Annotated in this window: 27 protein-coding genes, 1 tRNA gene and 1 pseudogene; 12 read left to right on the top strand and 17 right to left on the bottom strand. The window is 68.4% G+C overall.

All coding sequences use genetic code 11. The features are described from left to right. Positions 1 to 15: 15 nt before the first annotated feature. Together ABRP18_RS13095 and ABRP18_RS13100 are read right to left on the bottom strand one after the other, a co-directional pair. Positions 16 to 273, bottom strand: a complete 258-nt coding sequence (locus ABRP18_RS13095; RefSeq protein WP_046746544.1) for a DUF3263 domain-containing protein — start codon at positions 271 to 273, stop codon at positions 16 to 18. Between the two features lie 9 nt (positions 274 to 282). Then, entirely contained in the window at positions 283 to 1275 is a 993-nt protein-coding gene (locus ABRP18_RS13100; RefSeq protein ID WP_349884800.1) for a DUF2332 domain-containing protein, read from the bottom strand. Between the two features lie 71 nt (positions 1276 to 1346). On the opposite strand from ABRP18_RS13100, the gene msrB reads away from it, so the two are divergent. Both msrB and ABRP18_RS13110 read left to right on the top strand, forming a co-directional pair. Further along, positions 1347 to 1751, top strand: coding sequence for a peptide-methionine (R)-S-oxide reductase MsrB (gene msrB, locus ABRP18_RS13105; RefSeq protein ID WP_017828933.1), 405 nt, complete (start codon positions 1347 to 1349; stop codon positions 1749 to 1751). Beyond that, the gene (locus ABRP18_RS13110; protein WP_113681370.1) at positions 1748 to 2311 is read left to right on the top strand and encodes a nitroreductase family protein; all 564 of its coding nucleotides are present in this window, start codon (positions 1748 to 1750) and stop codon (positions 2309 to 2311) included. Before msrB ends, ABRP18_RS13110 begins: the two co-directional genes overlap by 4 nt. Position 2312: 1 nt before the next feature. On the opposite strand, the gene ABRP18_RS13115 is transcribed toward ABRP18_RS13110, so the two are convergent. Further along, entirely contained in the window at positions 2313 to 3224 is a 912-nt protein-coding gene (locus ABRP18_RS13115; protein ID WP_349885360.1) for a DMT family transporter, read from the bottom strand. A gap of 48 nt (positions 3225 to 3272) precedes the next feature. Between ABRP18_RS13115 and ABRP18_RS13120 the strand changes: the two genes are divergently transcribed. The 5 genes from ABRP18_RS13120 (at position 3273) to ABRP18_RS13140 (ending at position 7773) form a co-directional block, all read left to right on the top strand. Beyond that, positions 3273 to 3953: an SOS response-associated peptidase family protein gene (locus ABRP18_RS13120; RefSeq protein WP_349884801.1), complete on the top strand. Its 681-nt coding sequence runs from the start codon at positions 3273 to 3275 to the stop codon at positions 3951 to 3953. A 96-nt stretch (positions 3954 to 4049) separates the two neighbouring features. Continuing rightward, the gene (locus ABRP18_RS13125; RefSeq protein WP_046746540.1) at positions 4050 to 4961 is read left to right on the top strand and encodes an ABC transporter ATP-binding protein; all 912 of its coding nucleotides are present in this window, start codon (positions 4050 to 4052) and stop codon (positions 4959 to 4961) included. Continuing rightward, the gene (locus ABRP18_RS13130) at positions 4958 to 5773 is read left to right on the top strand and encodes a transporter (protein ID WP_046746539.1); all 816 of its coding nucleotides are present in this window, start codon (positions 4958 to 4960) and stop codon (positions 5771 to 5773) included. Before ABRP18_RS13125 ends, ABRP18_RS13130 begins: the two co-directional genes overlap by 4 nt. A 9-nt stretch (positions 5774 to 5782) precedes the next feature. Next, positions 5783 to 7057, top strand: a complete 1275-nt coding sequence (locus ABRP18_RS13135; protein WP_061018033.1) for a sensor histidine kinase — start codon at positions 5783 to 5785, stop codon at positions 7055 to 7057. Continuing rightward, a complete protein-coding gene (locus ABRP18_RS13140; RefSeq protein WP_061018031.1) occupies positions 7054 to 7773 on the top strand; it encodes a response regulator transcription factor in 720 nt (239 codons plus the stop codon). The genes ABRP18_RS13135 and ABRP18_RS13140 overlap by 4 nt, the downstream gene beginning before the upstream one ends. On the opposite strand, the gene ABRP18_RS13145 is transcribed toward ABRP18_RS13140, so the two are convergent. Both ABRP18_RS13145 and ppk2 read right to left on the bottom strand, forming a co-directional pair. Further along, positions 7736 to 8689: an aldo/keto reductase gene (locus ABRP18_RS13145; protein ID WP_349884802.1), complete on the bottom strand. Its 954-nt coding sequence runs from the start codon at positions 8687 to 8689 to the stop codon at positions 7736 to 7738. The two genes, ABRP18_RS13140 and ABRP18_RS13145, sit on opposite strands and share 38 nt — an antisense overlap. A gap of 68 nt (positions 8690 to 8757) precedes the next feature. After that, positions 8758 to 9525 (bottom strand): annotated as a pseudogene (gene ppk2 / locus ABRP18_RS13150) (polyphosphate kinase 2); the annotation flags it as partial. 263 nt (positions 9526 to 9788) lie between these two features. On the opposite strand from ppk2, the gene ABRP18_RS13155 reads away from it, so the two are divergent. Beyond that, a complete protein-coding gene (locus ABRP18_RS13155; protein ID WP_061018027.1) occupies positions 9789 to 10112 on the top strand; it encodes a hypothetical protein in 324 nt (107 codons plus the stop codon). A 30-nt stretch (positions 10113 to 10142) separates the two neighbouring features. Here the strand turns inward: ABRP18_RS13155 and ABRP18_RS13160 are convergent, their stop codons facing one another. Further along, positions 10143 to 10421: a hypothetical protein gene (locus ABRP18_RS13160; RefSeq protein WP_061018024.1), complete on the bottom strand. Its 279-nt coding sequence runs from the start codon at positions 10419 to 10421 to the stop codon at positions 10143 to 10145. Positions 10422 to 10536: 115 nt separating this feature from the next. Here ABRP18_RS13160 and ABRP18_RS13165 point away from each other — a divergent pair, with 115 nt between their 5' ends. Next, positions 10537 to 11169 carry a hypothetical protein gene (locus ABRP18_RS13165; protein ID WP_349884804.1) on the top strand — a complete coding sequence of 211 codons (633 nt, stop codon included), beginning with the start codon at positions 10537 to 10539 and terminating at the stop codon, positions 11167 to 11169. A gap of 39 nt (positions 11170 to 11208) precedes the next feature. On the opposite strand, the gene ABRP18_RS13170 is transcribed toward ABRP18_RS13165, so the two are convergent. The 3 genes from ABRP18_RS13170 to ABRP18_RS13180 form a co-directional block, all read right to left on the bottom strand. Beyond that, the gene (locus tag ABRP18_RS13170) at positions 11209 to 11607 is read right to left on the bottom strand and encodes a VOC family protein (RefSeq protein ID WP_058630992.1); all 399 of its coding nucleotides are present in this window, start codon (positions 11605 to 11607) and stop codon (positions 11209 to 11211) included. Positions 11608 to 11721: 114 nt separating this feature from the next. After that, a tRNA-Thr gene (locus ABRP18_RS13175) sits at positions 11722 to 11794 on the bottom strand. 45 nt (positions 11795 to 11839) lie between these two features. Next, positions 11840 to 12784, bottom strand: coding sequence for a thioredoxin domain-containing protein (locus ABRP18_RS13180; protein WP_058630991.1), 945 nt, complete (start codon positions 12782 to 12784; stop codon positions 11840 to 11842). Positions 12785 to 13014: 230 nt separating this feature from the next. Between ABRP18_RS13180 and ABRP18_RS13185 the strand changes: the two genes are divergently transcribed. Together ABRP18_RS13185 and ABRP18_RS13190 are read left to right on the top strand one after the other, a co-directional pair. Then, on the top strand, positions 13015 to 14118 hold the full coding sequence (locus tag ABRP18_RS13185; protein ID WP_046746531.1) for an ABC transporter ATP-binding protein: 1104 nt from the start codon (positions 13015 to 13017) through the stop codon (positions 14116 to 14118). Positions 14119 to 14202: 84 nt separating this feature from the next. Next, the gene (locus ABRP18_RS13190; RefSeq protein ID WP_046746530.1) at positions 14203 to 15507 is read left to right on the top strand and encodes a DUF4032 domain-containing protein; all 1305 of its coding nucleotides are present in this window, start codon (positions 14203 to 14205) and stop codon (positions 15505 to 15507) included. Between the two features lie 26 nt (positions 15508 to 15533). On the opposite strand, the gene ABRP18_RS13195 is transcribed toward ABRP18_RS13190, so the two are convergent. From ABRP18_RS13195 to ABRP18_RS13220, 6 genes are all read right to left on the bottom strand, one after another. Then, positions 15534 to 16175, bottom strand: coding sequence for an NAD(P)-dependent oxidoreductase (locus tag ABRP18_RS13195; protein WP_046746529.1), 642 nt, complete (start codon positions 16173 to 16175; stop codon positions 15534 to 15536). A gap of 37 nt (positions 16176 to 16212) precedes the next feature. Then, on the bottom strand, positions 16213 to 17217 hold the full coding sequence (gene rlmB, locus ABRP18_RS13200) for a 23S rRNA (guanosine(2251)-2'-O)-methyltransferase RlmB (RefSeq protein ID WP_058630990.1): 1005 nt from the start codon (positions 17215 to 17217) through the stop codon (positions 16213 to 16215). Next, on the bottom strand, positions 17210 to 18610 hold the full coding sequence (cysS, locus tag ABRP18_RS13205; RefSeq protein WP_349884805.1) for a cysteine--tRNA ligase: 1401 nt from the start codon (positions 18608 to 18610) through the stop codon (positions 17210 to 17212). The genes rlmB and cysS overlap by 8 nt, the downstream gene beginning before the upstream one ends. Before the next feature lie 71 nt (positions 18611 to 18681). Continuing rightward, complete coding sequence (locus tag ABRP18_RS13210; protein WP_113681572.1) at positions 18682 to 19272, bottom strand: short chain dehydrogenase; 591 nt, start codon at positions 19270 to 19272, stop codon at positions 18682 to 18684. Positions 19273 to 19341: 69 nt separating this feature from the next. Continuing rightward, positions 19342 to 20523, bottom strand: a complete 1182-nt coding sequence (ispD, locus tag ABRP18_RS13215) for a 2-C-methyl-D-erythritol 4-phosphate cytidylyltransferase (protein ID WP_349884806.1) — start codon at positions 20521 to 20523, stop codon at positions 19342 to 19344. 69 nt (positions 20524 to 20592) lie between these two features. Next, the gene (locus ABRP18_RS13220; RefSeq protein ID WP_017201416.1) at positions 20593 to 21075 is read right to left on the bottom strand and encodes a CarD family transcriptional regulator; all 483 of its coding nucleotides are present in this window, start codon (positions 21073 to 21075) and stop codon (positions 20593 to 20595) included. Between the two features lie 137 nt (positions 21076 to 21212). On the opposite strand from ABRP18_RS13220, the gene ABRP18_RS13225 reads away from it, so the two are divergent. Further along, positions 21213 to 21746, top strand: a complete 534-nt coding sequence (locus ABRP18_RS13225; RefSeq protein ID WP_046746524.1) for a restriction endonuclease subunit M — start codon at positions 21213 to 21215, stop codon at positions 21744 to 21746. 88 nt (positions 21747 to 21834) lie between these two features. Here ABRP18_RS13225 and ABRP18_RS13230 read toward each other — a convergent pair whose 3' ends face one another. Continuing rightward, positions 21835 to 22518 carry a response regulator transcription factor gene (locus ABRP18_RS13230; protein ID WP_349884807.1) on the bottom strand — a complete coding sequence of 228 codons (684 nt, stop codon included), beginning with the start codon at positions 22516 to 22518 and terminating at the stop codon, positions 21835 to 21837. After that, positions 22515 to 23738 (bottom strand): cell wall metabolism sensor histidine kinase WalK, encoded by a 1224-nt coding sequence (locus ABRP18_RS13235; protein ID WP_046746523.1) that lies wholly within the window; start codon positions 23736 to 23738, stop codon positions 22515 to 22517. The genes ABRP18_RS13230 and ABRP18_RS13235 overlap by 4 nt, the downstream gene beginning before the upstream one ends. Positions 23739 to 23915 lie beyond the last annotated feature (177 nt).

The following is a 23915-nucleotide window of genomic DNA, read 5'->3' on the forward strand; positions in this document are numbered from 1 at the left end:
CTTCCTCGAGTCGCTTCAGCCGACGAAGCCCGGTATCCGAGCCGACCTCTGCCTGGCGCGTGAATCCCTGATCCGGCGCAATCTCCGCACCAGCATGGGGTCGTATTCCAGGGCGGCCTCCGACTCGATCAGGCGTCCGAGGAGCTGGTAGTAGCGGGCGGCGCTCATCCCGAGCTGAGCTCGGATGACCTCTTCCTTGGCCGATCCATGGCGTGGCCAAGCGACCTCCAGGGCGAGGATCGTGCGGTCGCGCTCCGTGAGATCTCCGAGCATGAGTCCAGGTTAGGACGCATCAGACAGCGAAGCCGTTCGCCACTCCCACCAGCCCCCGAGCGGATCTGCGGCCGCGCGCACCCGTCCGTCGAGCGCCACCACGAATCCCGGCCAGTCGTCGCCTTCGACCGGCGGCTCCCAGACATCGAGGGCACCGGGCGGATCGATCGTGACCCACCGGGCGTCCAGAGCGGAGATGCGCGCGACCAGCGCCTCCCTCCGGGCCCTCGGGATATGGACCAGCACACCCGGCGTGGTGACGACCAGGGTCGCCCCGCTCGGCGCCGCCGCGGCGAGCGCATCGATCTCCTTGAGGGCATCGCCGGCGACGATCAGCGGCGGATCCGATGCCGCGATTTCGAGCGCGGCATCGATGCGCTCCTCCCGCCCCTCCTCTCCCGGCCACACGAGCCCACGCAGCCAGCGCCGATCCCGTTCATCCGCCGCATCGAGGGGCGCGAGGTCGACGCCCGCCCGCCAGACCACGTCCGGCATCCGCAGCGGAGGCAGCGCGCCCGAGACCCGGCTCTCCAGCACGACGGTCGAGGGTCCGTCAAGAGGATCGAGGGCGCTCCTGACCGATCCATCCGCCGCGATGAAGCGATACGAGTAGCGGTCCGGGTACAGGCACAACCCCGCCGACGCTCCGACCTCGAGCAGCGCGATCGGTCCGGCTATCTCCGACAGCACGGGCAGTAGCGCCGCGAGGCGGAGGGGCTCATTGGTCTGGAGGCTGCGGTTCGCGCACTCGGCGACCACCGCGTCGGCGTTGCGGAGCACGAAGTCCCTCCACTGCGGGTACCCGACGAGTCCGGAGCCGAGCATGCGCGTCACGGCGAACACGAGGGGCGGCTGCCGACGATTCTCCGGGATCCGCTGGAGGATGCCCTTGAGCTCGTCGTCGTCCGCCACACCGGCGGCCCATTCGGCGTAGAGGGCGCTGCGTCCGGGCGCCTCGTCGCGGGCGAATCGTGCGTAGCGGTCCTGCACGGCATCGGTCATCGTCCCATTCTGACGCTGAGCACCCGAGACCTCGTCTCCCGGGAGAGAATGGAAGCGACTCAGGAGGACACATGTCGTACAGCGTGGACAAGACCGAAGACGAATGGCGCGAGGAACTCGGTGAGGAGCAGTACGCGGTGCTGCGTCAGGCCGCGACCGAACGGGCCTGGACGGGCGAGCTGCTCGACGAGGAACGCGCCGGCCTCTACACCTGTGGTGCCTGCAACGCCGAGCTCTTCAAGAGCGGAACGAAGTTCGACTCCGGGTGCGGTTGGCCGAGCTTCTACGAGTCGATCCGTCCTGACGCGGTCGAGCTCATCGAGGACGACAGCCTCGGGATGGTGCGCACGGAGGTGCGCTGCGCCAACTGCGGGTCGCACCTCGGTCACGTCTTCCCCGACGGATTCGGGACGCCGACCGGCGACCGCTACTGCATGAACTCCATCGCGCTGAACTTCACGCCCGACGCGTCGTGAGCGCTCTCGACGCCGTCCGCGCACGGCAGTCCTGGTCGAAGGTCGAAGACACCGCGCCCACCCGCGACGAACTGCTCACGCTGGTCGCGGCCGCCGGTCGCGTGGCCGATCATTCGTCGCTGCGCCCTTGGCGGTTGATCGAGCTGCGAGGCGCGGATCGGGAGGTGCTCGGCGCGGCGATCGCGAAGGCACAGGGCGACTCCTCTCCCTCGTCGAAGCCGCTGCGCGCCCCGCTGCTCATCGCCGTCGTCGCGAGCTACCAGAAGAGCGAGAAGGTACCCCGGTGGGAGCAGGAGGCCGTCGCCTCCGGGGTCGCCCACACGTTGAGCCTTCTCCTCGACGAGGCAGGGTGGGGCGTCATCTGGCGCACGGGCCACTACACGCGAGCCAAGGCCGTCGCCAAGGCCCACGGGCTCGGGAAGAACGAGGAGCTCCTGGGTTGGCTCTACGTCGGCGGCAAGCCCGAACACAAGAAACCGGGACGACGCAAGACCGTCGACGCCCGCAAGCTCGTCACGCGCATGCCGAAGCCGTCAACCAAGAAGGCGAAGAAGAAGTAGTTCAGCGGCGGCGAGGCCACGGCACCGCGACCACGACAGACGCGACGGCGACCACGACCATCGCGAGCACCTGCCAGAGCGCCGGCCCTGCTGCGGGCGGCCACACCAGGTCGATCACCACCGACGTGGTCAGCTGGCCGAGCACCGACCCCAGGCCCATCAGCAGCACCCCCGTCTGCGCCACGATGAACGTGCCGAGGAGGATGTAGGCGGCGCCGAGGAAGCCTCCGAGGTACAGCCACGGCTCGGCGGGGAGGGCAGCGGGTGCCCCACGGAACGCGATGCTCAGGCCGGACGCCAGCGCGAGGACCACGGTTCCGGCGACGAAGCTCATCAGGGTCGCGGCCAGAGGTGAGCGCGCGCGCTGGGCCAGACGTCCGTTGGTCGCTGCCTGCCACGCGATGCCGACCCCGGCCGCGAACGGCAGGAGCAGCATCCACAGCGGCGCTGACGCCAGCACGTCCCCGGACAGCGAGATGCCGACCGCGGCGAGCGCGAGCGCACCTCCCAGGACACGTCCCGGCGTGACCGCGACGACGCCGGCCGGTCCGAATCCGATGCGATCGAGCACCAGACCGTGCACGGTCTGTCCCGCCACCACGCCGACCGTGAACAGCGAGACGCCGAGGACTCCGGCCGTGAGCCCCTGGGTGGAGACGGTGAGTGCACCGCAGGCGCCTCCGAGGAGCATCCAGAAGGGGATTGTGCGCTGTCGGACGCCGCTCCAGAGACGCGCCACTCCCCGTCGAGCCGAGGGGAGGCAGGCGATCACGATCGCGAGTGCCAGCAGGCCGACGGAGAAGGAGAGGAAGCCGGCGACGATGCCGTCGTCCACGCGCACCCCGAGCACGCCGTTGATCCGCGCCTGGATCGCCGTCATGACCCCGATCGCGACCGCCCCTCCGAGTGCCACCGGGGCGGGGATTCGACGAGGCTCTGGCACCCGTCGACCCTACCCGAGATGCTGCCCGCTCCCTCCCACCCGGATGTCGGCGCCCCGCGCTACGCTGACGGCATGTGCGCGAGCTACGGTCTCGATCCCCGATTCACCGATGCAGAGCTCCTCGCCGCGGCAGACGACGCGGTGCTCGAGGGCCTGCGCGTCTGGGCGCAGGAGAACGCGGGTGAGACCGTCCGTCCTACCGGCAAGAACCTGCGCAACCTCAATCCGCTGATCGTGCAGCCCGACACAGCGCCGACGCTGGAACCCGCATGGTGGGGTTTCCTCGTGAACGGCGAGCCGGCGAAGTTCCCGTCGATCAACACCCGCTCCGAGCGCCCGCAGGAGCGCCCGGGCGGCGCGAAGTCGCGGGGGATCGTCCCGGCAACGAGCTGGTACGAGATGCAGAAGCCGTCCCGGCAGTGGAACGAGTTCATCGTCGACGACGGCACCCTGTTCGGCATGGCCGCCGTGACGCAACGCGGCCGCACCGCAGACGACCAGTGGTACACGTGCTACTCGATCGTCATGCGCCCCGCGCCTGCGCACCTCGTCGATCTCCACGATCGGATGCCGCTGCTCATCCCGGCGTCGCTGAGCCACGACTGGCTGACGGCTCCGGTTTCGCGGGAGATCATCGACGAGGCGATCATCGCGTCCGACGAGATGGCCGCGCGGGTTCAGGCTCGTCCGCGCCGCTGACACACCGATACATCCGCCGTCGGTCGGACGCCTCGGCACCGGATGTGTACCTGAGGGGGACGCGCACTCCCGACCTCGCTCCGTAACGTTGTCCTCATGATCACAGCAGAAGGCCTCACCAAGAGGTTCGGAGACAAGACCGCCGTCGACGACGTGTCGTTCACCGTCCAGCCGGGCAGCGTCACCGGCTTCCTGGGCCCGAACGGTGCGGGGAAGTCGACCACCATGCGGATGATCGTCGGCCTCGACCGTCCCACGTCGGGGCGCGCCGCCGTCGCAGGCCGCGAGTACCGCAAGCTCCGCGCCCCGCTGACGGAGGTGGGAGTGCTTCTGGACGCGAAGGCGGTGCACACCGGCCGCACGGCCCGCAACCACCTCCGCGCGATGGCAGCGACCCACGGCATCCCCTCCTCGCGCGTCGACGAGGTCATCGACCTCGCCGGCATCGGGTCCGTGGCCCGCAAACGTGCGGGAGGGTTCTCGCTCGGCATGGGCCAGCGGCTGGGCATCGCCTCGGCGCTGCTCGGCGATCCGCACACGCTGATCCTCGACGAGCCGGTCAACGGCCTCGACCCCGAAGGTGTTCGCTGGGTGCGTCAGTTCGTCCGTCATGCCGCAGGGGAAGGGCGCACCGTGCTCCTCTCGAGCCACCTGATGAGCGAGATGGCACAGACCGCGGATCACGTCATCGTGATGGGACGTGGGCGCGTGCTCGCCGATGCACCGCTCGCAGATCTCGTCCGGTCATGGACGAGGAACACGGTGCGGGTGCGCACCCCGCGACCGGCCGACCTGGCTGCGGCCGTCGGCGGACCCGACGTGGAGATCGCGAGCTCCGCTCCCGACCTCCTCGACATCGTGGGCCTGCCCGCTGCGCGGATCGGCGACCTCGCCGCCGACCGCGGCATTCCGCTGCACGAGCTCACCCCGACCACCGGTTCGCTGGAAGACGCCTACCTCGCTCTCACCGGCGACTCCGTCGAGTACCGCACCAAGGAGATCTCATGACCACGACACAAGCCCCCGCACCCACGCGGCCGCGCGTCGACACCGGTCGGAAGCTGACGTTCGGGCGTGCACTGCGCGGCGAGTGGATCAAGCTCGCCACACTGCGCTCGACCTGGTGGTCCATCGGGATCGCTGCAGCCCTGACCGTCGCGATCGCCGTGCTCATCGCCCAAGCCCTCGACATGCCGGACTTCGAACCGATCCAGGCCGTCATCATGCCGATCCAGTTCACCATGCTGCTCGCCGGCATCATCGGTGCGATCTCCGTGACCGGTGAGTACTCGACGGGCATGATCCGCTCGACGCTCACGGCGAACCCGGTCCGCGGCTCGGTGCTGGCGGCGAAGTCGACGGTACTGGCCGCATTCATGTTCATCTCGTCGCTGGTGATCTTCGCCGTCGCGGCGCTCGCGGTCACGCTCATCGTCGCGCCGCGCGATCAGGGCATCGAGTGGTCGGACCCGTCCGCATCGCTGCTGCCGATCGTCGTCGCCTCGCTCGCGATGGCCGTCTTCGCGCTGATCGGGGTCTCGTTCGGCTTCATCCTGCGCTCGGGCGCCGGAGCGATCGCAGCGACAGTCGGTGTGCTGTTCGTCCTGCCGATCGTCGCGAGCTTCTTCTCCTTCGCCGGCGACGCCTGGGCATGGGTCACCGAAGCGTCGGCGTACCTCCCGGTGGCAGCCGCACAGTCCGCGATCATGCCCGGTGAGACGGCTGCTCTCGACGCCCCCGTCGCGTTCCTGACGCTAGGCTGCTGGGTCGCCGGTGGCGCCCTGGTCGCGTGGGGCGTGCTGCGCACGCGCGACGCGTAAAGTCGGCCTGTGAGCAGAACGCGAAGCCGCAGCGACTCGATCCGCGAGGACGAGGAGCTGCGGCTTCCGCGTGCCCCGGGTCTCTTCCGGCGGTTCTGGGCTCGTCACCCGCTCTTCGCCGACATCCTGATCGCGCTGATCTGCCTGTTCCTGACGCTCACTCCGGCCGCGCCCTATCCGCGCAGCACGCTGCCCGAGGCCACGTACGTCACTGTCAACATCGCCACCCTGGTCATGGTCGCGATCGGATGTAGCACCCTGCTCTGGCGCCGTCGAGCGCCGCTGGGTCCCTTCATCGCCGCCGTGATCCTGGGAACCGTCGGGCTCTTCACCGGCATGTCGGGTGGCATCGTGCTCCTGCTCGTGGCCTGCTACGGCATCGCGGTCTACAGCTCGGCCCGCCTGGCGTGGATCTGCTACGGGATCGGCGCTGCCTGGTTCCTCGTGCTCACCACGGTGCTCATGCTGAGCGGGGCCACCGTGCTCCAGGTCGGGATCGACACCGCCCTCGGCTACGCGGCGCTCGGCCTCATCGGCACCCTGGTCGGCGTGAACGTGGGTGGCCGCAAACGCTATCTCCTCGCCATCATCGACCGTTCGCGCCAGCTGCTGATCGAGCGCGACCAGCAGGCGCAGCTCGCGGCCGCATCGGAGAGAGCACGCATCGCACGCGAGATGCACGACATCGTCTCCCACTCGCTCACCGTCATCGTCGCGCTGTCCGAGGGAGCGGCGGCCACCCCCGACCGCGAACAGGCTCAGAAGGCCGCGGCGCACGTCGCGGACACCGCCAGAGGCGCACTCACCGAGATGCGCGCGATGCTCGGGGTGCTGCGCGACGACGAGTCGCCGCTGCCCTTGGCCCCTATGCAGCCCGTGCCCGCACGAGACACCGTGGAAGCCGCTCAGCGCGCAGGCTACCCGGCGACGCTCACCGTGGTCGGGCAGACGGAGGTCTCCCCCGCTGTCGCGCACGCGATCGGCAGGATCGTCCAGGAGGGCGTGACCAACGCCATGCGTCACGCCCCGACGGCCGAGAGCATCAGTGTGCGCCTGGAGTACACGAGCGACGCCGTGACGATCGAGATCGTGAACGACGGCGTCTCCGGCGCGATCGGGTCGGACGGGTTCGGCATCCGCGGCCTGTCGGAGCGCGCCGCCCACGTGCACGGCACGGTGCAGTCGGCGCCGGCAGGTGGAGGACGATGGGTCCTGCGGGCGGTCCTGCCCGCATCGGGGGGCGCGTCCGTCGCACGGGCCCAGACGAGAGAGGAAGAGGGATGACGCAGAGGATCAGGGTGCTGCTGGTGGATGACCAGCAGCTCATCCGAGTCGGGTTCCGGATGGTCCTCGAATCGGAGGACGACATCGTCGTGGTCGGCGAGGCAGGAGACGGCAGGGCGGCCATCACACAGAGCGCCGTGCTCGCGCCCGACCTGGTGCTGATGGACATCCGGATGCCGGAACTCGACGGGATCGCCGCCACGGAGGCGATCATCCGGGACCGTCCGCAGACCAAGGTGCTCGTGCTGACGACGTTCGATCTGGACGAGTACGCGTTCGGGGCGATCCGGGCGGGGGCGAGCGGATTCCTGCTGAAGGACGCGCAGCGACACGAGATGATCTCCGCCGTACGCGCCGTGCATCGTGGCGATGCCGCGTTGTCTCCTCGCATCACGAGAACGCTGCTGGAACATGTGACGCCGCAGCTCGGCGCCGCCGCGGCTCCTGCACCCGCCGAGAGCGCCGCTCTCGAGTCGCTCACCGAGCGCGAGCGCGACGTGTTCGTCGCGATGGGCCGCGGCCTCACCAACGCAGAGATCGCTCAGACGCTCTACGTCGGCGAGTCCACGGTGAAGACGCACGTCGGTCGGGTCCTCGCGAAGCTCGGTGCCCGTGACAGGATCCACGCGGTGATCCTGGCGCACCGGCTCGGGCTCGTCGGCGACGAGAGCCCGCCGATCACGCGTTCGTCGGCGTCCACTCCGAGACCCGATTGAGCCGCTGCACCTCTTCGCTCGACAGTTCGAGGCGCGCCCCGGCGAGAAGATCGGGAACCTGCTCCACGCTGCGCGCACTCGCGATCGGGGCGACCACCGTCGGCTGCGCGCGAAGCCAGGCGAGGGAGGTCGCGGCGATGGAGGCATCGTGCGCATCCCCGATCTCCTCGAGGGCGTCGATGATCCGCAGTCCCGCCTCGGTCGCGTACTTCGCCGCTCCCTGCGCGCGCGGCGAATCCTGGCCCACGGTCTCCGTCGACCGGTACTTTCCCGTGAGGAAGCCACCCGCCAAGGAGTAGTAGGGCACGAGTCCGAGTTCGAACTCCTCGGCGACCGGGATGATCGAGTCCTCGACCTCGTTGCGGTGCACGAGGTTGTAATGCGGCTGCACGGCGACGGGGAGCGCCACACCCGTGCGCCGTGCGATCTCGATCCACTCACGGATGCGATCGGCGGAGTAGTTCGACACCGCCACGTGACGCACGAGACCGTCGTCGACGAGCTGTCCGAAGGCTGCGACGGTCTCCTCCAGGGGAACCGACGTGTCATCGAAGTGGGCGTAGTACAGGTCGATCTCATCGACGCCCAGACGCCGCAGCGATGCCTCGGCGGCCCGACGGACGTTCGAGGCGGCCAGACCGCGGAAGTCCGGATGCTGACTCACCTTCGTGGCGACGACCACCCCTGCGGGCTTCCGAGACGCGAGCCACTCGCCGACGATCGTCTCGCTCTCGCCGCCCTCGTTTCCCGGAACCCAGGCGCTGTACGAATCGGCGGTGTCGATGAAGTCGCCGCCGCCGTCCACGAAGGCATCCAGCACGGCGAACGAGGTGTCGCGGTCGGCTGTCCAACCGAACACGTTGCCGCCGAGCGAGAGGGGGAGGACGTCGAGGTCACTTGTTCCGATGCGAGTCATGACGATCACAACAGTCGATCCCATCGCCCGCATTCCCAGATGACGCCGTGTTGCGTCGGGGGTGCCGGTCACGGCGTCGGCGTCTCGTCGTCACCGTAGAGCTGCGACGGACGGGCGACGAGCAGCGGATCCGGCGCGTGAGCGATGAGAGGATCCTTGCCGGGATAGTCGAAGCGGGTGAGGACAGACCGCATCGCTTCCAGTCGCGCTCGTCTCTTGTCGTCCGACCTGATGACGAGCCACGGAAGTGCCGCGGTGTCGGTCTGGCGGAACATCGCCTCTTCCGCTGCCGTGTAGTCATCCCATCGATCGATGCTCGCGACGTCGGTCGGGCTCAGCTTCCACTGCCTGACAGTGTCTTCGGCCCGCCGGGCGAAGCGTCGACGCTGCTCGTGCTCACTGACCGAGAACCACAGCTTGATGAGCCGTATGCCCGAGCCGACGAGCATGCGCTCGAACTGCGGTGCCGTCTGGAGGAACTCCTCGTACTCGGCAGACGAGCAGTACCCCATGACCCGTTCGACCCCCGCGCGGTTGTACCAGGAACGATCCATCAGGACGATCTCGCCACCCGACGGCAGGTGCGCGACGTAGCGCTGGAAGTACCACTGCGTGCGCTCGATGTCGCTGGGTCTGTCGAGGGCGACCACACGCGCACCGCGAGGATTCAGATGCTCCATGAATCGCTTGATCGCGCCTCCTTTCCCCGCGGCGTCGCGGCCTTCGAAGAGGACGAGCGCACGTTCGGATGAGCGCTTGATGTGCGCCTGCAGTTTCAGGAGCTCGATCTGCAGCAGCCGCTTCTCGCGCTCGTACGCGGCGCGCGCAAGCTTCTCCGTGACATCGTGCCGCCCTTCCGGCGTCATCGCTTCCGGCATGAGCGCTCCAGGGATCCCGCCTTCAGGAGGCAAGCGCAGGTGGCCGCGGCGGGGAGTCGGCCACCTGCGCCGTCTTCGACCTGGCGCATCCGCAGGACCGCCAGGAAACTCAACAGTCAGTAACATATCACCTTCTAGTGCGATACTCCGGAATGGTCTCGCCTCCGCGTGCCGCTGAGGGCAGAAGCGGGTGGGAGGTGTCGGCGGATAGGGTTTCCCCCATGGGAACGATCCAGTACGGCAACGGCGATGCGATCCACATCGAGGATCGGGCGCTCGCACATCTGAAGGTGGTCATCGCGACGAAACTGCGGCGCAACGAGAGCTTCACCCTGTCGTGGCGTCACCCTGACAGCGACTCCCCCGGGCGCTCGACGATCTGGCTGCACCCGTCGATTCCGCTCCGTTTCACCTTCGACGAACCGGAGGCGCCGCAGTTGAACCCGAAGTGGATTCAGGACCTCATGCAGTCGGCGAGCTCGACAGGCGGGATCAGCCTGATCGAAGAGGTCGTCGAGGCGCCGCCGATCGACGAAGCGAGCTGAACTCACCCGCGCCGGACACGCAGGGAGACGTCAGTCCGTCTTCCACACGGAGAGCAACTGCCATCCCTCCGGCACCTGACCCTCGAGCGCGGCCATGTCGTCGGCCTCGATCTCGCGAATCCCGTCGCGGCGAAGGAACTTGCCCTCGACAGAGCGCATCGACCCGGCCTTCTCCATCGTCGCCATGGCCGACACCAGGTCCCACCCTTGGGGAGCCTGAGCCGTGAGCTGCGCGCGGACCTCGACGAGGTCTTCGCCCTTGAGGGTCACGCTGTGGGCTTCGACGGGGCGGATCAGTCCTTTGAGCATCAGACCAGCCTAGGACGCCCGCGTTCCGTTCCGGTGCCGGCCGTGCGACCGACGACACCCTCGCGGGAAGCGCTCGGTCACCGGGCGATCCCTGTCGCACTCCTATGCTCGACCTATGCGCACCTCCGTTCGGCTCTTCAGCCTCGCCGCAGCCGCGGCCCTGGCCGTCACCCTCGCCGGATGCTCGGCTCCGAGCGCGGATCCGACCCCGTCTGCGACAGCCTCGACCACTCCGACCGCTCCCCCGAGCCCGACCCCGTCATCGACGCCGAGCTTCGACGCGGCGGACACGTCGACCTGGCTCATCACCGACCAGGGGATCGGCCGCGCAGAGCTCGGTTCGGAGTCGATCGTCGATGCGCTGAGCCCCACGTTCGCCCTGACCGACCCCTGCGAAGACCTGGAGTACTACGAGACGGCGGAGGGCGCACAGGCCAGCTTCGGGATCATCAGTCACCCCGGAGAGAGCGGCGTGAGCGGCATCACCATTCGCGTGCCGGGCGATGTCCCCCTGTCCGGCCCCGTGGCGACCTCACCTCTCACGGAGAGCGGCATCGGCCTGGGATCGACGTTAGACGAGCTCACCACCGCGGAACCGGACGGGGCATTCGACGCGGCGCCGGGGACCTCCGGCTACGTCGTCGGTACGAGTCCTCGGTGGATGGTCTTCGAGGTCTCCGAAGCCGAGCCGTTCGTCCGCGGCATCACCGTCACGGACACGCTTCCCGCAACCGGCTTCTGCAGCTGAACTCCGACCCGGAAGGCGGAGGACACGAGTGACGCGTTCCTAGTCATCTGTCTCGAACGCGAGGGTGTTTCCGTCGGGATCTTCCACCCAAGCGATGCGACCACCGCCGGCACGGGGGCCGATCCCTCGTTCGTCTTGGTCGAAACCGTCGTAGTGGACGAGTTCAGCGCCGGCCGCCGTCAACTCTGTGACGATCGCATCGAGGTCGTCGACGTACCAAGTGGCGACCGTCGAGTGCGTCGACCCCGCCGTCGGGGTCTCGAAGACGTTGAGCATGGTGCCCTGCCCGCACGCGTAGAAACGGGCGCCCCCTTCGATGTCGGCGCTCGGGCCGATGCTTGCGGGGACGAGCCCCAGTATGCCTTCGTAGAAGGCCACGGATCGCTTGATGTCCTTCACGCCGATCGAAGCCCTCACCGGAAAGTCGCCTAGAGTCATGCGCCCATCCTGGTGTCAAGGACGGGCTCGCGTCCACGCCCTGGTCACGATCAGTGCGACGACGAAGGCCCGCATCCCCAGTGTTTCCAAGGGGATGCGGGCCTTCGTGTGCGGAGCCGACTACGGGACTCGAACCCGTAACCCCCGTATTACAAGTACGGTGCGCTACCAATTGCGCCAAGTCGGCGGATGCCATCCATCAGCTTAGCGATGGCATCGACCACACCTCGACCTAGGAGGCAGGCGTGGTGGTCGGAGTCGGCGTGGGGGTCGGCGTCTCGCGAGAGGCGTCGCTGGCCACGCTGAGCACGAACTGCGAGAACTCGGCGGGATCGTCGAACGCACCGACGTATGCCTCGCCGTTCGCGACGATCATGGGCGACGCGTTCAGCTTGAGGTCCTTGGAACCGGACAGTGGTCCTTCGAGCGCGCGGGTGGTCGCTTCCTTCGCCCAGCTGACGAAGTCCCCGTCCTCGATGCACGAGCGCACGGCCTTGGTGTTGTCGGTGCCGACGGCGGCTGCGAGGTTGGCGAGATCCTCATCCGACATGCCGTCGCTGCCCACGTCGGGTTGCTTGTCGAGCAGGTCGTGATTGAACGCGTAGAACTGTGCAGGCGAGTGGCTGGCCACGCAGGCGGCAGCCGCTGCGGACCGCAGCGAGTACTTCGTGCCGTTCGAGCTCGCGGTGAGCAGAGCGACCGGGTGGTAGCTGACCGTGACCGCTCCCTCGCTGATCCAGCCGGCCAGCTGGCGGGCGTTGGCCCGCTCGAACTTGCCCGCGTCCGGCGAGAGGTAGTCGACGTAGACGTGGATGTCGACCTTCTCGGAGGCCGTGGCCTCGGGCGTCGGCTCTACCGGGGCTGCGGCATCGGACGGCTCCTCCGAGGGCGATACCGGCACCTCATCGGACCCCGCCACGGCGGTGATGTCGGTGACGACCACGCCGTCCGACTCCATTCCGGTGGGGGTGAGCTTCGGCTTCGACACCTGTGCTGACACCGCAAGGGTCACCGCAGTGCCGATCGCGCCTACGGCGACGATCGCGACGGCACCGATGATGATCCGTCGCATGAGGCGCGCCCTCGACTGCTGGGCGTGCACTTTCTGAGCCTTCTCCCGCACGACCTCGCGAGAATTGCGAGGTGTGGGGACGTTCGGCGTTTCGTCGCTCGACATCGTTCCTCTTGTGAGTCTGAGGGGGTCCGGGTTGGCCCCGACCGCCGCTCGGCGACGATCGCCGCTGGGCGCGGCCGAGTTCGATGCTAGCCAGTGAGGCTGAGAAATACCCAGGTACCGCTGTTCATGTCATACTGACTTCGACCCAAAGACGGGTCACGGTGGCTCATCCCACCGCTTCATCACTACGGATCGTCCGGCACGTACCTGCCGGTGAAGGAGAAACGACAATGGCATCTGTGACTTTCGACGAGGCCACCCGCCTGTACCCCGGCGGAACCCGTCCCGCTGTCGACAAGCTGAACCTCGAGGTCGGTGACGGCGAGTTCCTCGTCCTCGTCGGTCCTTCCGGTTGCGGTAAGTCGACATCCCTCCGCATGCTCGCCGGCCTGGAAGAGGTCAACGCCGGCCGCATCCTCATCGGTGACCGCGACGTGACCGACGTGCCGCCGAAGGACCGTGACATCGCCATGGTCTTCCAGAACTACGCGCTGTACCCGCACATGACCGTCGCCGAGAACATGGGCTTCGCGCTCAAGATCGCCGGCGTCGGCAAGGAGGAGCGTGCGTCGCGCGTCCTCGAGGCCGCCAAGCTCCTCGACCTCGAGCAGTACCTGACCCGCAAGCCGAAGGCGCTCTCGGGTGGTCAGCGTCAGCGTGTGGCCATGGGCCGCGCGATCGTCCGTCAGCCCCAGGTCTTCCTCATGGACGAGCCGCTGTCGAACCTCGATGCCAAGCTCCGCGTCCAGACCCGTACGCAGATCGCGTCGCTGCAGCGTCGCCTCGGCGTCACCACGGTCTACGTCACGCACGACCAGACCGAGGCGCTCACCATGGGCGACCGTATCGCCGTGCTCAAGGACGGTCTGCTCCAGCAGGTCGGCTCGCCGCGCGACCTGTACGAGAAGCCCGAGAACGTCTTCGTCGCCGGCTTCATCGGCTCGCCCGCGATGAACCTGTTCTCGGCCGACCTGGCCGACGGCGGCGTGCGCTTCGGCACCGAGGTCGTGCCGCTCGACCGCGACACCGTCGGCCGCGCCAACGGCTCGCAGGTCACGGTCGGCGTCCGCCCCGAGGACATCACCGTCGGCCCGGCAGACGGCAAGGGCCTCTCGGTCGTCGTCGACCTGGTCGAGGAGCTCGGCGCAGACGGCTACCTCTACGGTCACACCGACATCAACGGCAAGCGCACCGACCTGGTCGCCCGTGTCGACGGCCGCAGCCACCCGAACGCCGGCGAGACGGTCACGCTGGCTGCCAACGCGGGTCACGTGCACGCGTTCGACAGCGAGTCCGGCGTGCGACTGAACGACAAGCCGGTCGTCTCCGCCTGATCGGATCCACAGACGCGGCGCGGGCTGACCTCGGTCACCTGCGCCGCGTCTCTTTTTCCTCACCGCCCGCCATCAGGGAGCACCATGCAGGACTCGCTGCGGATCACCGCCAGCAAGATCGATCCGGGACTGCTCGCGCTCCCCTGGTCGACCACCCTCGCCAAGTGGCCGTCCGAGCACATCGTGTCGCTCCCGAAGGGGCTCTCCCGCCACCTCGTGCGGTTCGCCGATCTCTCCGGTCGCGTCGTCGCCGTCAAGGAGACCACTGCGGAGATGGCCCAGCGCGAATACGACATGCTCGGCAACCTGGCGCGCCTCGATGTGCCATGCGTCGACAGGGTCGCCGTGATCGCCGGCCGCACCGATGCCCATGGTGACCCCCTCCCCGCCGCCCTGGTCACATCACACCTGCGCTTCTCGATGCCGTATCGCGCGCTGTTCACGCGGGTGCTGCGCCCTGACACCGCGAACCGTCTCGTCGACGCGCTCGCGCTGCTTCTGGTGCGCCTGCACAACGTCGGCTTCTACTGGGGCGACGTCTCGCTGTCGAACACCCTCTTCCGGCGCGATGCCGGTGCGTTCGCGGCCTACCTCGTCGACGCGGAGACCGGGGAGCTCCACGAGGAGGGCCTCACTGACGGCCAGCGCGCGTATGACCTCGACCTCGCCCGCACCAACATCGCCGGCGAGATCATGGACCTCGCGGCCGGTGGACGTCTGGAGCACGGAGTGGATGCCGTGGCGATCGCGGACGGCATCGTGTCGTCGTACCGGTCGCTGTGGGCCGAGCTCACCGCTCAGGAGTCGTTCTCCGCGGCCGAGACGTGGCGCATCACGGAACGGGTCGAGCGCCTCAACGCCCTCGGCTTCGACATCGACGAGATGTCCATGTCCACGACAGCCGACGGCACCGTCGTGGAGATCCAGCCGAAGGTCGTCGACGCAGGGCATCACCAGCGGCGCCTGATCCGCCTCACAGGCCTCGACGTCGAGGAGAACCAGGCCCGTCGCCTGCTCAACGACCTCGACGAGTTCCGCGCCCGCTCGACCAAGCAGTGGGCGGACGAGGAGATGTACGCCCACGAATGGCTCACCCGTGTCTTCGAGCCCGTCGTCCGTGCGATCCCCTATGAGCTGAGGGCCAAGCTCGAGCCTGCCGAGGTCTTCCACCAGGTGCTGGAGCACCGCTGGTACCTGTCCCAGGCGGAGGGACGCTCCATCCCCCTCGCCGAGGTGCTCACCAGCTACATCAACGAGGTGCTGCGCCATCGCCGCGACGAGGCCACGATCATGGGCCCGCCCACCGAGACGATGAGCCTTCCCGTCATCACGGGCGCGACGCCGACCGCCGACGACGATGATGACGTCGACTGGCGCGATCTGGTCTGACCGCTCCGAGGCGTCGGGGCCGCGACTCAGTAGCCGACAGTGAACCGCTCGCGATGGTGGTTGCCCTGCTCGATCTCATCGACCACCGCGACCGCGAAGTCGGCCCCCGAGATGAACGACTTGCCCTCGTCGTCGCGGACGATCACATCGCCGCCGTCACGGTAGTGTCCGGTGCGCTCGCCCTCTGCCCACGGACCGAAAACCTCGGCGGGGTGCACGAAGAACCAGTCCAGACGCGGATCGGTGGCTTCGAGCAGTGCGAGCGAGTCGATGCCGACCTGCGCCTCGTGCTTGTACTCCTCGGGGAAATCCTGATCGAACAGACGCGGCCCACCGGGAGCGACGAGACTGCCCCCAGCACCGCCGATCACGCCCAGGCGCGTCTCCGTCCCGGTGAGTCGATCGGCGAGCCCGCTCAACGCCTCCAGGACCCTGTTCTCCATGTCGCCGCGAGGAGACAGCGCGGACACCACCGCATCCGCTCCGTCGAGCGCCGGGGCCAACGAGTCGAGGTCCAGCGCCGTGCCCTGCAGATACGCAGCGCCGGCGACGGGATCCGTCGGTTCCGAGCGCGACAGGGCGATGACCGCATGACCGCGCGACACCGCCTCGGCAACGATGTGACGGCCGGCGTAGCCGGTTCCTCCGAGGACGACGATGCGAGCCATGCGGTTCTCCCCTAGTCAGACGTATGTGGCGATGGAATCACTTCGCGGCGCGGAGCGACGCGACCTGGTACAGCGCGACGGACGTCGCGATGCCGGCGTTCAGCGACTCGGTGGCCGCGGAGATCGGAATCGAGACGATCTGGTCGCAGGTCTCGGAGACGAGACGGGACAGCCCCTTGCCCTCGGAGCCGACCACGATCACGACGGGGCGATCGGCCAGCTGCAGTTCCGGAAGCGACACGTCGCCGTCACCGTCGAGCCCGAGCACGAAGACACCCTGCTTCTTGAACTCCTTGAGCTGCGTGGTGAGGTTGCTCGCGAGAGCCACCGGGGTGCGGGCGACCGCTCCGGCGCTGGTCTTCCAGGCCGCGGAGTTGACGCTCGCCGAGCGACGCTGAGGAAGGATGACGCCATGGCCACCGAACGCCGCCGTGGAGCGGATGATCGCGCCGAGGTTGCGGGGGTCGGTGATGCCGTCGAGCGCCACGAACAGCGGCACGTGGCCCTGGTCGATGACCTGCTCGAGCAGATCCTGGGGGTGCGCATACTCGTACGGGGGCACCTTGATCGCGACGCCCTGGTGCACGCCGTCGAAGCCGGCCATCCGGTCGAGCTCGGGACGCGTGACCTCGAGCACGGGGATGCCGCGGTGGGTCGCGATCGAGAGCATCTCCTTCACACGGTCGTCCATCTCCACGCGCTGCGCGATGTAGAAGGCCGTCGCCGGGATCTTCGCCCGCAGTGCCTCGAGCACCGAGTTGCGACCCGTGACGATCTCGGTGTCGTCTCCTGCCTTGGCCTTGGACGCGCGGTTCCCGCCGCCAGCCCCGGGACGTCCGCCGCCCGGCCGCCCCTTGCCCCCGGTCGCCGCGGCGTACCGCTCGGCCGCAGCCTTGCGCTTGCCCGCCGGGTGCCAGGCGCGGTCCTCCGCCTTCGGCGTCGGTCCGCGACCCTCGAGCGCCTTGCGCCCGAGTCCGCCGGTGCCCTTGGTCGGGCCCTTCTTGTTTCCCTTGCTCGCGCCGGGGCGCCCTGGCTTAGCCATCGATACTCCAATGAGTTCCGGCCGGAGTGTCCTCCAGCGTGATTCCTGCGGCGGCGATCGCATCTCGGATGCGATCGGCCGCCGCCCAGTCCTTGTCAGCGCGTGCCTGTGCGCGCTGGGTGATCATCGTCTGGACGAGAGCGTCCAGCACAGACTCCGACGCGTGAGTCCTGGCGCCGGATGAGGTGGTGAGACCGAGGACGGAGGTCATCGCCAGCACGGCCCGAAGAGCGTGCAGCGCGGCTTCCGTCTCCCCCGCATCGAGCGCCGAGTTGCCCGCGCGCACCGTCTCGTGCAGCACAGCCAGCGCCTCCGGAACCCCGAGATCATCATCCATCGCGGCCGCGAAGGCCTCGGGAAGACTCTGCGACACGAAGAATCCGATGCCCCCTTCGGCAACGCGTGCCGCACGCTGCTGGAACGTCGCGATGCGACCGAGCGCAGCCTCCGCCTCCGCCCACGACGACTCCGTGAGGTCGAGACTCGACCGATAGTGCGCCGAAGCGAGCGCGTAGCGCACCACCAGCGGGTCGTGCGCGGCGAGGACGTCTGCGGCCAACGTGAAGTTGCCGAGCGACTTCGACATCTTCTGTCCGTCGACGGTCACGAGGCCGTTATGCACCCAATAGCGGGCGAAGCCGTCTCCTGCTGCGGTCGACTGCGCGAGCTCGTTCTCGTGATGGGGGAAACGCAGATCGAGCCCGCCGCCGTGGATGTCGAACTCCGCGCCGAGATAACGCTTCGACATCGCGGAGCATTCGATGTGCCATCCGGGACGGCCGGTCCCCCAGGGCGATGCCCAGGTCGCATCGGACGGCTCCTCGGGCTTGCTCCCCTTCCAGAGCGCGAAGTCCTGCGGATTCCGCTTGCCTCGGGGATCCGCGTCCTCCGCCGCTTCCATCGCGTCCAGCGACTGATGGGTGAGCGAGCCGTAGTCGGACCAGGAGCGCACGTCGAAGTAGACGTCCCCCGATCCGTCCGGCGCAGGGTAGGCGTGGCCGCGCTCGATCAGCAGCGCGATGAGCTCCTGCATCTGCGGAACCGACGCCGTGGCTCGGGGCTCGTAGGTCGGCGGGAGGATCCCCACGCCCGCATAGGCAGCGGTGAACTCGCGCTCCATCCGGTAGGCCAGCGCCCACCACGGCTCGGACTCGGTCGCGTTGGCGAGCACCTTGTCATCGATGTCCGTCACGTTGCGGACGAACGTCACGCGACCGTGGCGGTACTCGAGCCAGCGCCGCAGGAGATCGAAGCTGAGGGCCGCTCTGACGTGCCCGATGTGCGGGCCCGACTGCACGGTGGGTCCGCACACGTACATCGTGATGTTCTCAGGATCGAGAGGCACGAAGTCGCGCAACTGCTGCGCGCGGGTGTCGTAGAGGCGGACTGTCACCGCTCAAGCTTACCGGGAGCGTCGTTCCTGAGCCTGGGCGCGTGCGAATGCGTCATCCATGACGGGCGAACTCAGTCCACGGGGAAGATCTGCCCCGTCTGCACGCCGAGGACGCTCTTCGCGTACGCCATGCCGACCCGGTACGAGGACACCGGGACGAACCCGGGGAACGACGAATGGTAGGAAGGCGCGTCCTCGAGCACTGAGGGGCTGACGGCGTTGATGCGGATCGCACGCGGGAGCTCGGCTGCTGCGCCCAGCACGAACGCCTCGATCGCTCCGTTCGCGAGCGAGGCCGCGGCACCCGTGGCGATCGGCTCGCGGGCCAGGATGCCGGAGGTGAGGGTGAAGGAGCCGCCGTCACGCACGAACCGCGTACCGATGCGGACGATGTCGAGCTGGGACAGCACCTTGCCACGGAGCGCGGATTCGAAGTCGTCACGCCCGAGCTCGGCCAGCGGTGCGAACGGGACGCTGCCGACAGCGGCGATGACCGCATCCACGTGGCCCACATCGTCGAAGAGCCGCTCGATGGATGTCGGGTCCGTCACGTCGACCGACGGATCACCGCTCCGCGAGGCGGCCACGATGTCGTGCCCTTCGAGCGCTCCGACTGCCGCCCGTCCGACATTCCCACTGGCTCCGATGATGAGGATCTTCACTGCGGCTCCTTCTGTGATGGTCTCGTCGACAGGAAACGATCCGCACGGACCGCGCATTCCCCCGCCGAGTCAGAGCGGGAAGACCGTCGCGATCGCGGTGACCGCGATGCCCTCCGCCCGCCCGGCGAATCCCAGCCCGTCAGTCGTGGTGGCTGTCACGGACACCGGAGCGCCGAGGATCCCACTGAGGAGCTCCTGGGCTTCGGACCGTCGAGGGCTGAACTTCGGACGGTTCCCCTGGAACTGGACCGAGACGTTCCCGACCGCGAAGCCGGCTTCCCGGAGCAGCTCGCGCGTGCGGGCCAGGAAGACCTCGGCATGGGCCCCCGCATACTCGGGATGGGCGGTGCCGAAGTGCTCGCCGATGTCGCCGAGGCCCGCCGCTCCCAGGAGCGCATCGACGATGGCATGGGCGACCGCGTCTCCATCCGAATGGCCGGACAGAGGTTGCTCCCCTGGCCACTCCAGACCGGCGAGCCAGAGGTCGCCCTCGCCGCCGAAGGCGTGAACGTCCGTGCCGATGCCCACCCGCGGGATGCCGGCGCCTGCGTTGTGCGAGCCCAGAAGGTGTCTCGCGCGCTCGAGGTCGGCCGGCGTGGTGATCTTGAACGCGCGTTCGGAGCCGTCGATGTGCCGCACGGGGCGGCCTGTCGCCGCGAACAGCGCCGCATCGTCGGTGTACTCGACCCCGCTCTCACGCGCGGCGGCGTAGGCGGCCTCCAGCGCTGCCCGCGGAAAGCCCTGTGGCGTCTGCGCCGCTGCGAGCTCGGAACGGTCGACGGCGGCCGCCACGGCTCCATCGACGACCCTCTTGAGCGTGTCGACGACGGGCAGCGTCGGAATCACGCCGACCTCTGCGGTCACAGCCGCTGCGACGGCATCGATCTGTGAGGGAGGGGTGAGCGCACGTGCGGCGTCATGCACCAGCACCGTCTCGATGTCGCCCCAGAGCGCGCTCAGACCCGCGGCCACCGACTGCTGCCTGGTCGCGCCGCCGGTGACCACGCGCCCCAAGTCGGCGCGCTCCCCCGCCGCTTCGCGCAGCTCGGTCTCGGCGTCGCCCTCCCAGCCTGCGGGGGCGACCACGACGACCTGGGCCGGCGCGGCGGCGAACACCCCGTCGAGGGCATGGTGGAGCACGGAACGGGAGTCGACGCCGACGAAGGCCTTCGGGGCGCTCGCCCCCAGTCGGGTGCCGGAGCCTGCGGCCACGACGATGATCGCTGTGCGTGGAACGGGAAGGATGGTCACGGCTTCACGTTACCGGCCGAGACGACGAAAGGCGGGTGCCGAAGCACCCGCCTTTCGTCGTGGAAGAGCTCAGGAAGCGAGAACCTCGTCGAGCAGTGCGCCCGCCTTGTCCTCGTCGGTCTTCTCGGCGAGCGCCAGCTCCGAGATGAGGATCTGGCGAGCCTTCGCCAGCATCCGCTTCTCACCCGCGGACAGACCGCGGTCCTGGTCACGGCGCCACAGGTCGCGCACGACCTCGCTGACCTTGATCACATCGCCGGAGGCGAGCTTCTCGAGGTTCGCCTTGTACCGGCGCGACCAGTTCGTGGGCTCTTCTGTGAAGGGTGCTCGCAGCACCTCGAAAACATGATCGAGGCCCTCCTTGCCGATCACGTCGCGAACGCCGACCAGGTCGACATTCTCCGCGGGGACCTCGATGATGAGATCTCCCTGGGTGACGTTGAGCTTCAGGTATTTCTTCGCCTCACCCTTGATGATGCGCTCCTTGACCTCGATGATGGTCGCAGCGCCATGGTGGGGATAGACGACGGTCTCGCCAACCTCAAAAAGCATAAAAACGTGTCCTTTCGGCAACCTCAAGGATACCACAGGGGACATGCGCTAAGGTTCGCGCCCCCAGGGCCGCAGGAGCCCTCACGACTTACGCATAGAATGGTTCCGGATATCCCCGCCGGACCTCAGGAGGACCCGTGAAATCGCGCCTTGTTGCGTCTGCAGCCCTCAGCGCCCTCGTTCTGCTCGGTGCGACCGGGTGCACGTTCATCACCCCGCAGTCCACCAAGACCGAGTACGCCGCCTCCGACGGAGTGAACGTCTCCGACGAAGACGGGCCCATCGACGTGCGCAACGCCCTCGTGGTCGCCACGGAGGACGGTTCGGTCGGCAACTTCGTCGCCGCGATCGTGAACCCGACCGACGAGAAGGCCACGCTCACCGTCACCGTCGAGGGTGTCGACCCCTTCGCCATCACGGTCCCGGCGAACGACACCGTGAGCCTCGGCTCTGACGCCGACCCGGTGCGCATCGTGGGCCTCGACACCAAGCCCGGCGCTACCGTCGAGATCCACTTCCAGTCGGGAGATTCCACCGGAGTCAAGACCCAGGTGCCGGTGCTCGACGGCACCCTCCCCTACTACTCGGATCTGGTCCCCAGCGAGAAGGCACCCACATCGTCGCCGACCCCGCTGCCGACCGATACGGCAGCCCCGGCGCCCTCGAACTGACGCCGCACGCAGCGAGAAGAGGCCGGCACCCCTCGGGGTACCGGCCTCTTCTGCGTCTCACCGGCAGCATGCGCCACCGATCGGACGCTCAGCCCTCGAAGCGGTACCCCAGACCACGCACCGTGACGAGCATGACGGGCTCGCTCGGGTTCTCCTCGATGCGCGAGCGGATGCGCTTGATGTGCACGTCCAGCGTCTTGGTGTCGCCGAAGTAGTCGCTCCCCCACACGCGGTCGATGAGCTGCCCCCTGGTCAGGACGCGTCCCGAGTTGCGCATCAGCACCTCGAGCAGCTCGAACTCCTTCAGCGGGATGTTGATCTGCGCACCTGCCACGGAGACGGTGTGTCTGTCGATGTCGAGAGACACACGTCCACCGTCCAGCACACGCTCGTCCAGTTCACCGTCCGCCTGGACCACCCGGCGCAGCACCGCCCGCATCCTGGCGAGCAGCTCCCGGGACGAGTAGGGCTTCGTGATGTAGTCGTCCGCTCCGAGTTCGAGGCCGACGACGATGTCGACCTCGGAGTCCTTGGCGGTGAGCATGATGATCGGCACAGCAGAGGTCGAGCGGATCTGCCGACACACCTCGGTGCCCGGCATCCCCGGCAGCATCAGGTCGAGCAGCACGATGTCGGCTCCGCGCTCCCGGAAGGCCGCGAGTGCGCCGGGGCCGTCCTCCGCGATCTCCACCTCGTACCCCTCGCGTCGGAGCAGGTAGGCGAGCGGGTCGGCGAGGTCGGGCTCGTCTTCGACGAGAAGGATTCGGGTCATGCTCTCTCTCCGTTTCGCACGCGGGCGGACGCGGCGTTCTTGGCCGCCTTGCGCGCGCGCTTCTTCTTGTTCTTCTTGCCCGCGTCGCGATTGTCTGGGGCATCGATCCGAGGAAGCCGGATCGTGAACGTGGACCCGCGACCGGGACGGGACCACAGCCGCACTTCGCCACCGTGACGCTGGGTGGCGTGCTTGACGATGGACAGGCCGAGGCCCGTGCCGCCCGTGCGCCGCGATCGGGCTTCGTCGGCCCGATAGAACCGCTCGAAGATGCGCTCGCGATCTGCTTCCGCGATGCCGATGCCCTGATCCGACACCGCGATCTCGACCACACCGTCTTCCGCCCGTACGCCCACGCCCACTCGGGAGCCGCGCGGCGAGTAGACGATGGCGTTGGCGATCAGGTTGCCGACCGCCTCGATCAGGATCTGCGCATCGCCGCGCACCCAGACACCACGGTCTCCACCCCTGGCGAGTTCCACACCGGCGGAATCGGCCTGCACGACATGGGCCTCGATGGAGGAGGCGATCACCTCGTCGATCGCGACCGGCCCCACCGTGGACAGCCCGTCCTCGGCCTGGAGCCGGGACAGGCTCATGATGCGACCGGTGAGCTGACCGAGACGACCCGCCTCCGCCGAGATGCGCGCGGCGAAGATGCGCACCTGGGAGGGATCGTCGGCCGCCGACTCGATCGCCTCGGCGAGCAGGCTCACCGCACCGACCGGCGTCTTCAGTTCGTGGCTCGTGTTCGCCACGAAGTCGCGACGCATCTGGTCCAGTCGTTCCTGCTCCGTGACATCACGGATGATCAGCAGGACGAGGCGGCTGCCGATCACGCTGGCCCGAGCCGAGACCAGGCGGGGGTCGAGGCTCACCCCGCCGCGCGTGATGCGCATCGACTCGGTGACGGAGCCGCCGGCCTCTCTGACGCCGCGGACGAGCTGCCGGAGCTCCGGGTTGTCGAGAGTCGAGCCGACATCGATCCCGAAGCGCGTCGCGGCCTGCGATGCGGCCAGCACCAGACCGGAGGCGTCGACGATCGCCGCCGCATCGTCCATGCTGTGCAGGACGTCGGTGATGCCGGCGGGGATCGCCAGCGACGTCTCCTCCTGCACTCGAGCCCGCGCTCGGTACGCCCACACCACGAGGAGCGATAGGCCGACGCCGATCACGAGCCCGATGGCGAGCGAAGACAGCGCGAGCTGCGGCAGGGTCATGACTCCAGCGTAGAGTGCGTTCACCGTCCGTCCGGCGGGTTTCCGCGCCCTGGCGGGAACAGGAGAAGTACTATTCACGTGCTGGGCACCGTTCGTTAACCTTCGAAGCAGACAATCGCTTCGGGCCTGTGCGGGAGCACAGACCTGCTCTCGTGCGGACGACCCGCCGCCTCGCGC

This window comes from Microbacterium sp. WHRI 7836, assembly GCF_040223885.2.
Taxonomy (GTDB): Bacteria; Actinomycetota; Actinomycetes; order Actinomycetales; family Microbacteriaceae; genus Microbacterium; species Microbacterium oxydans.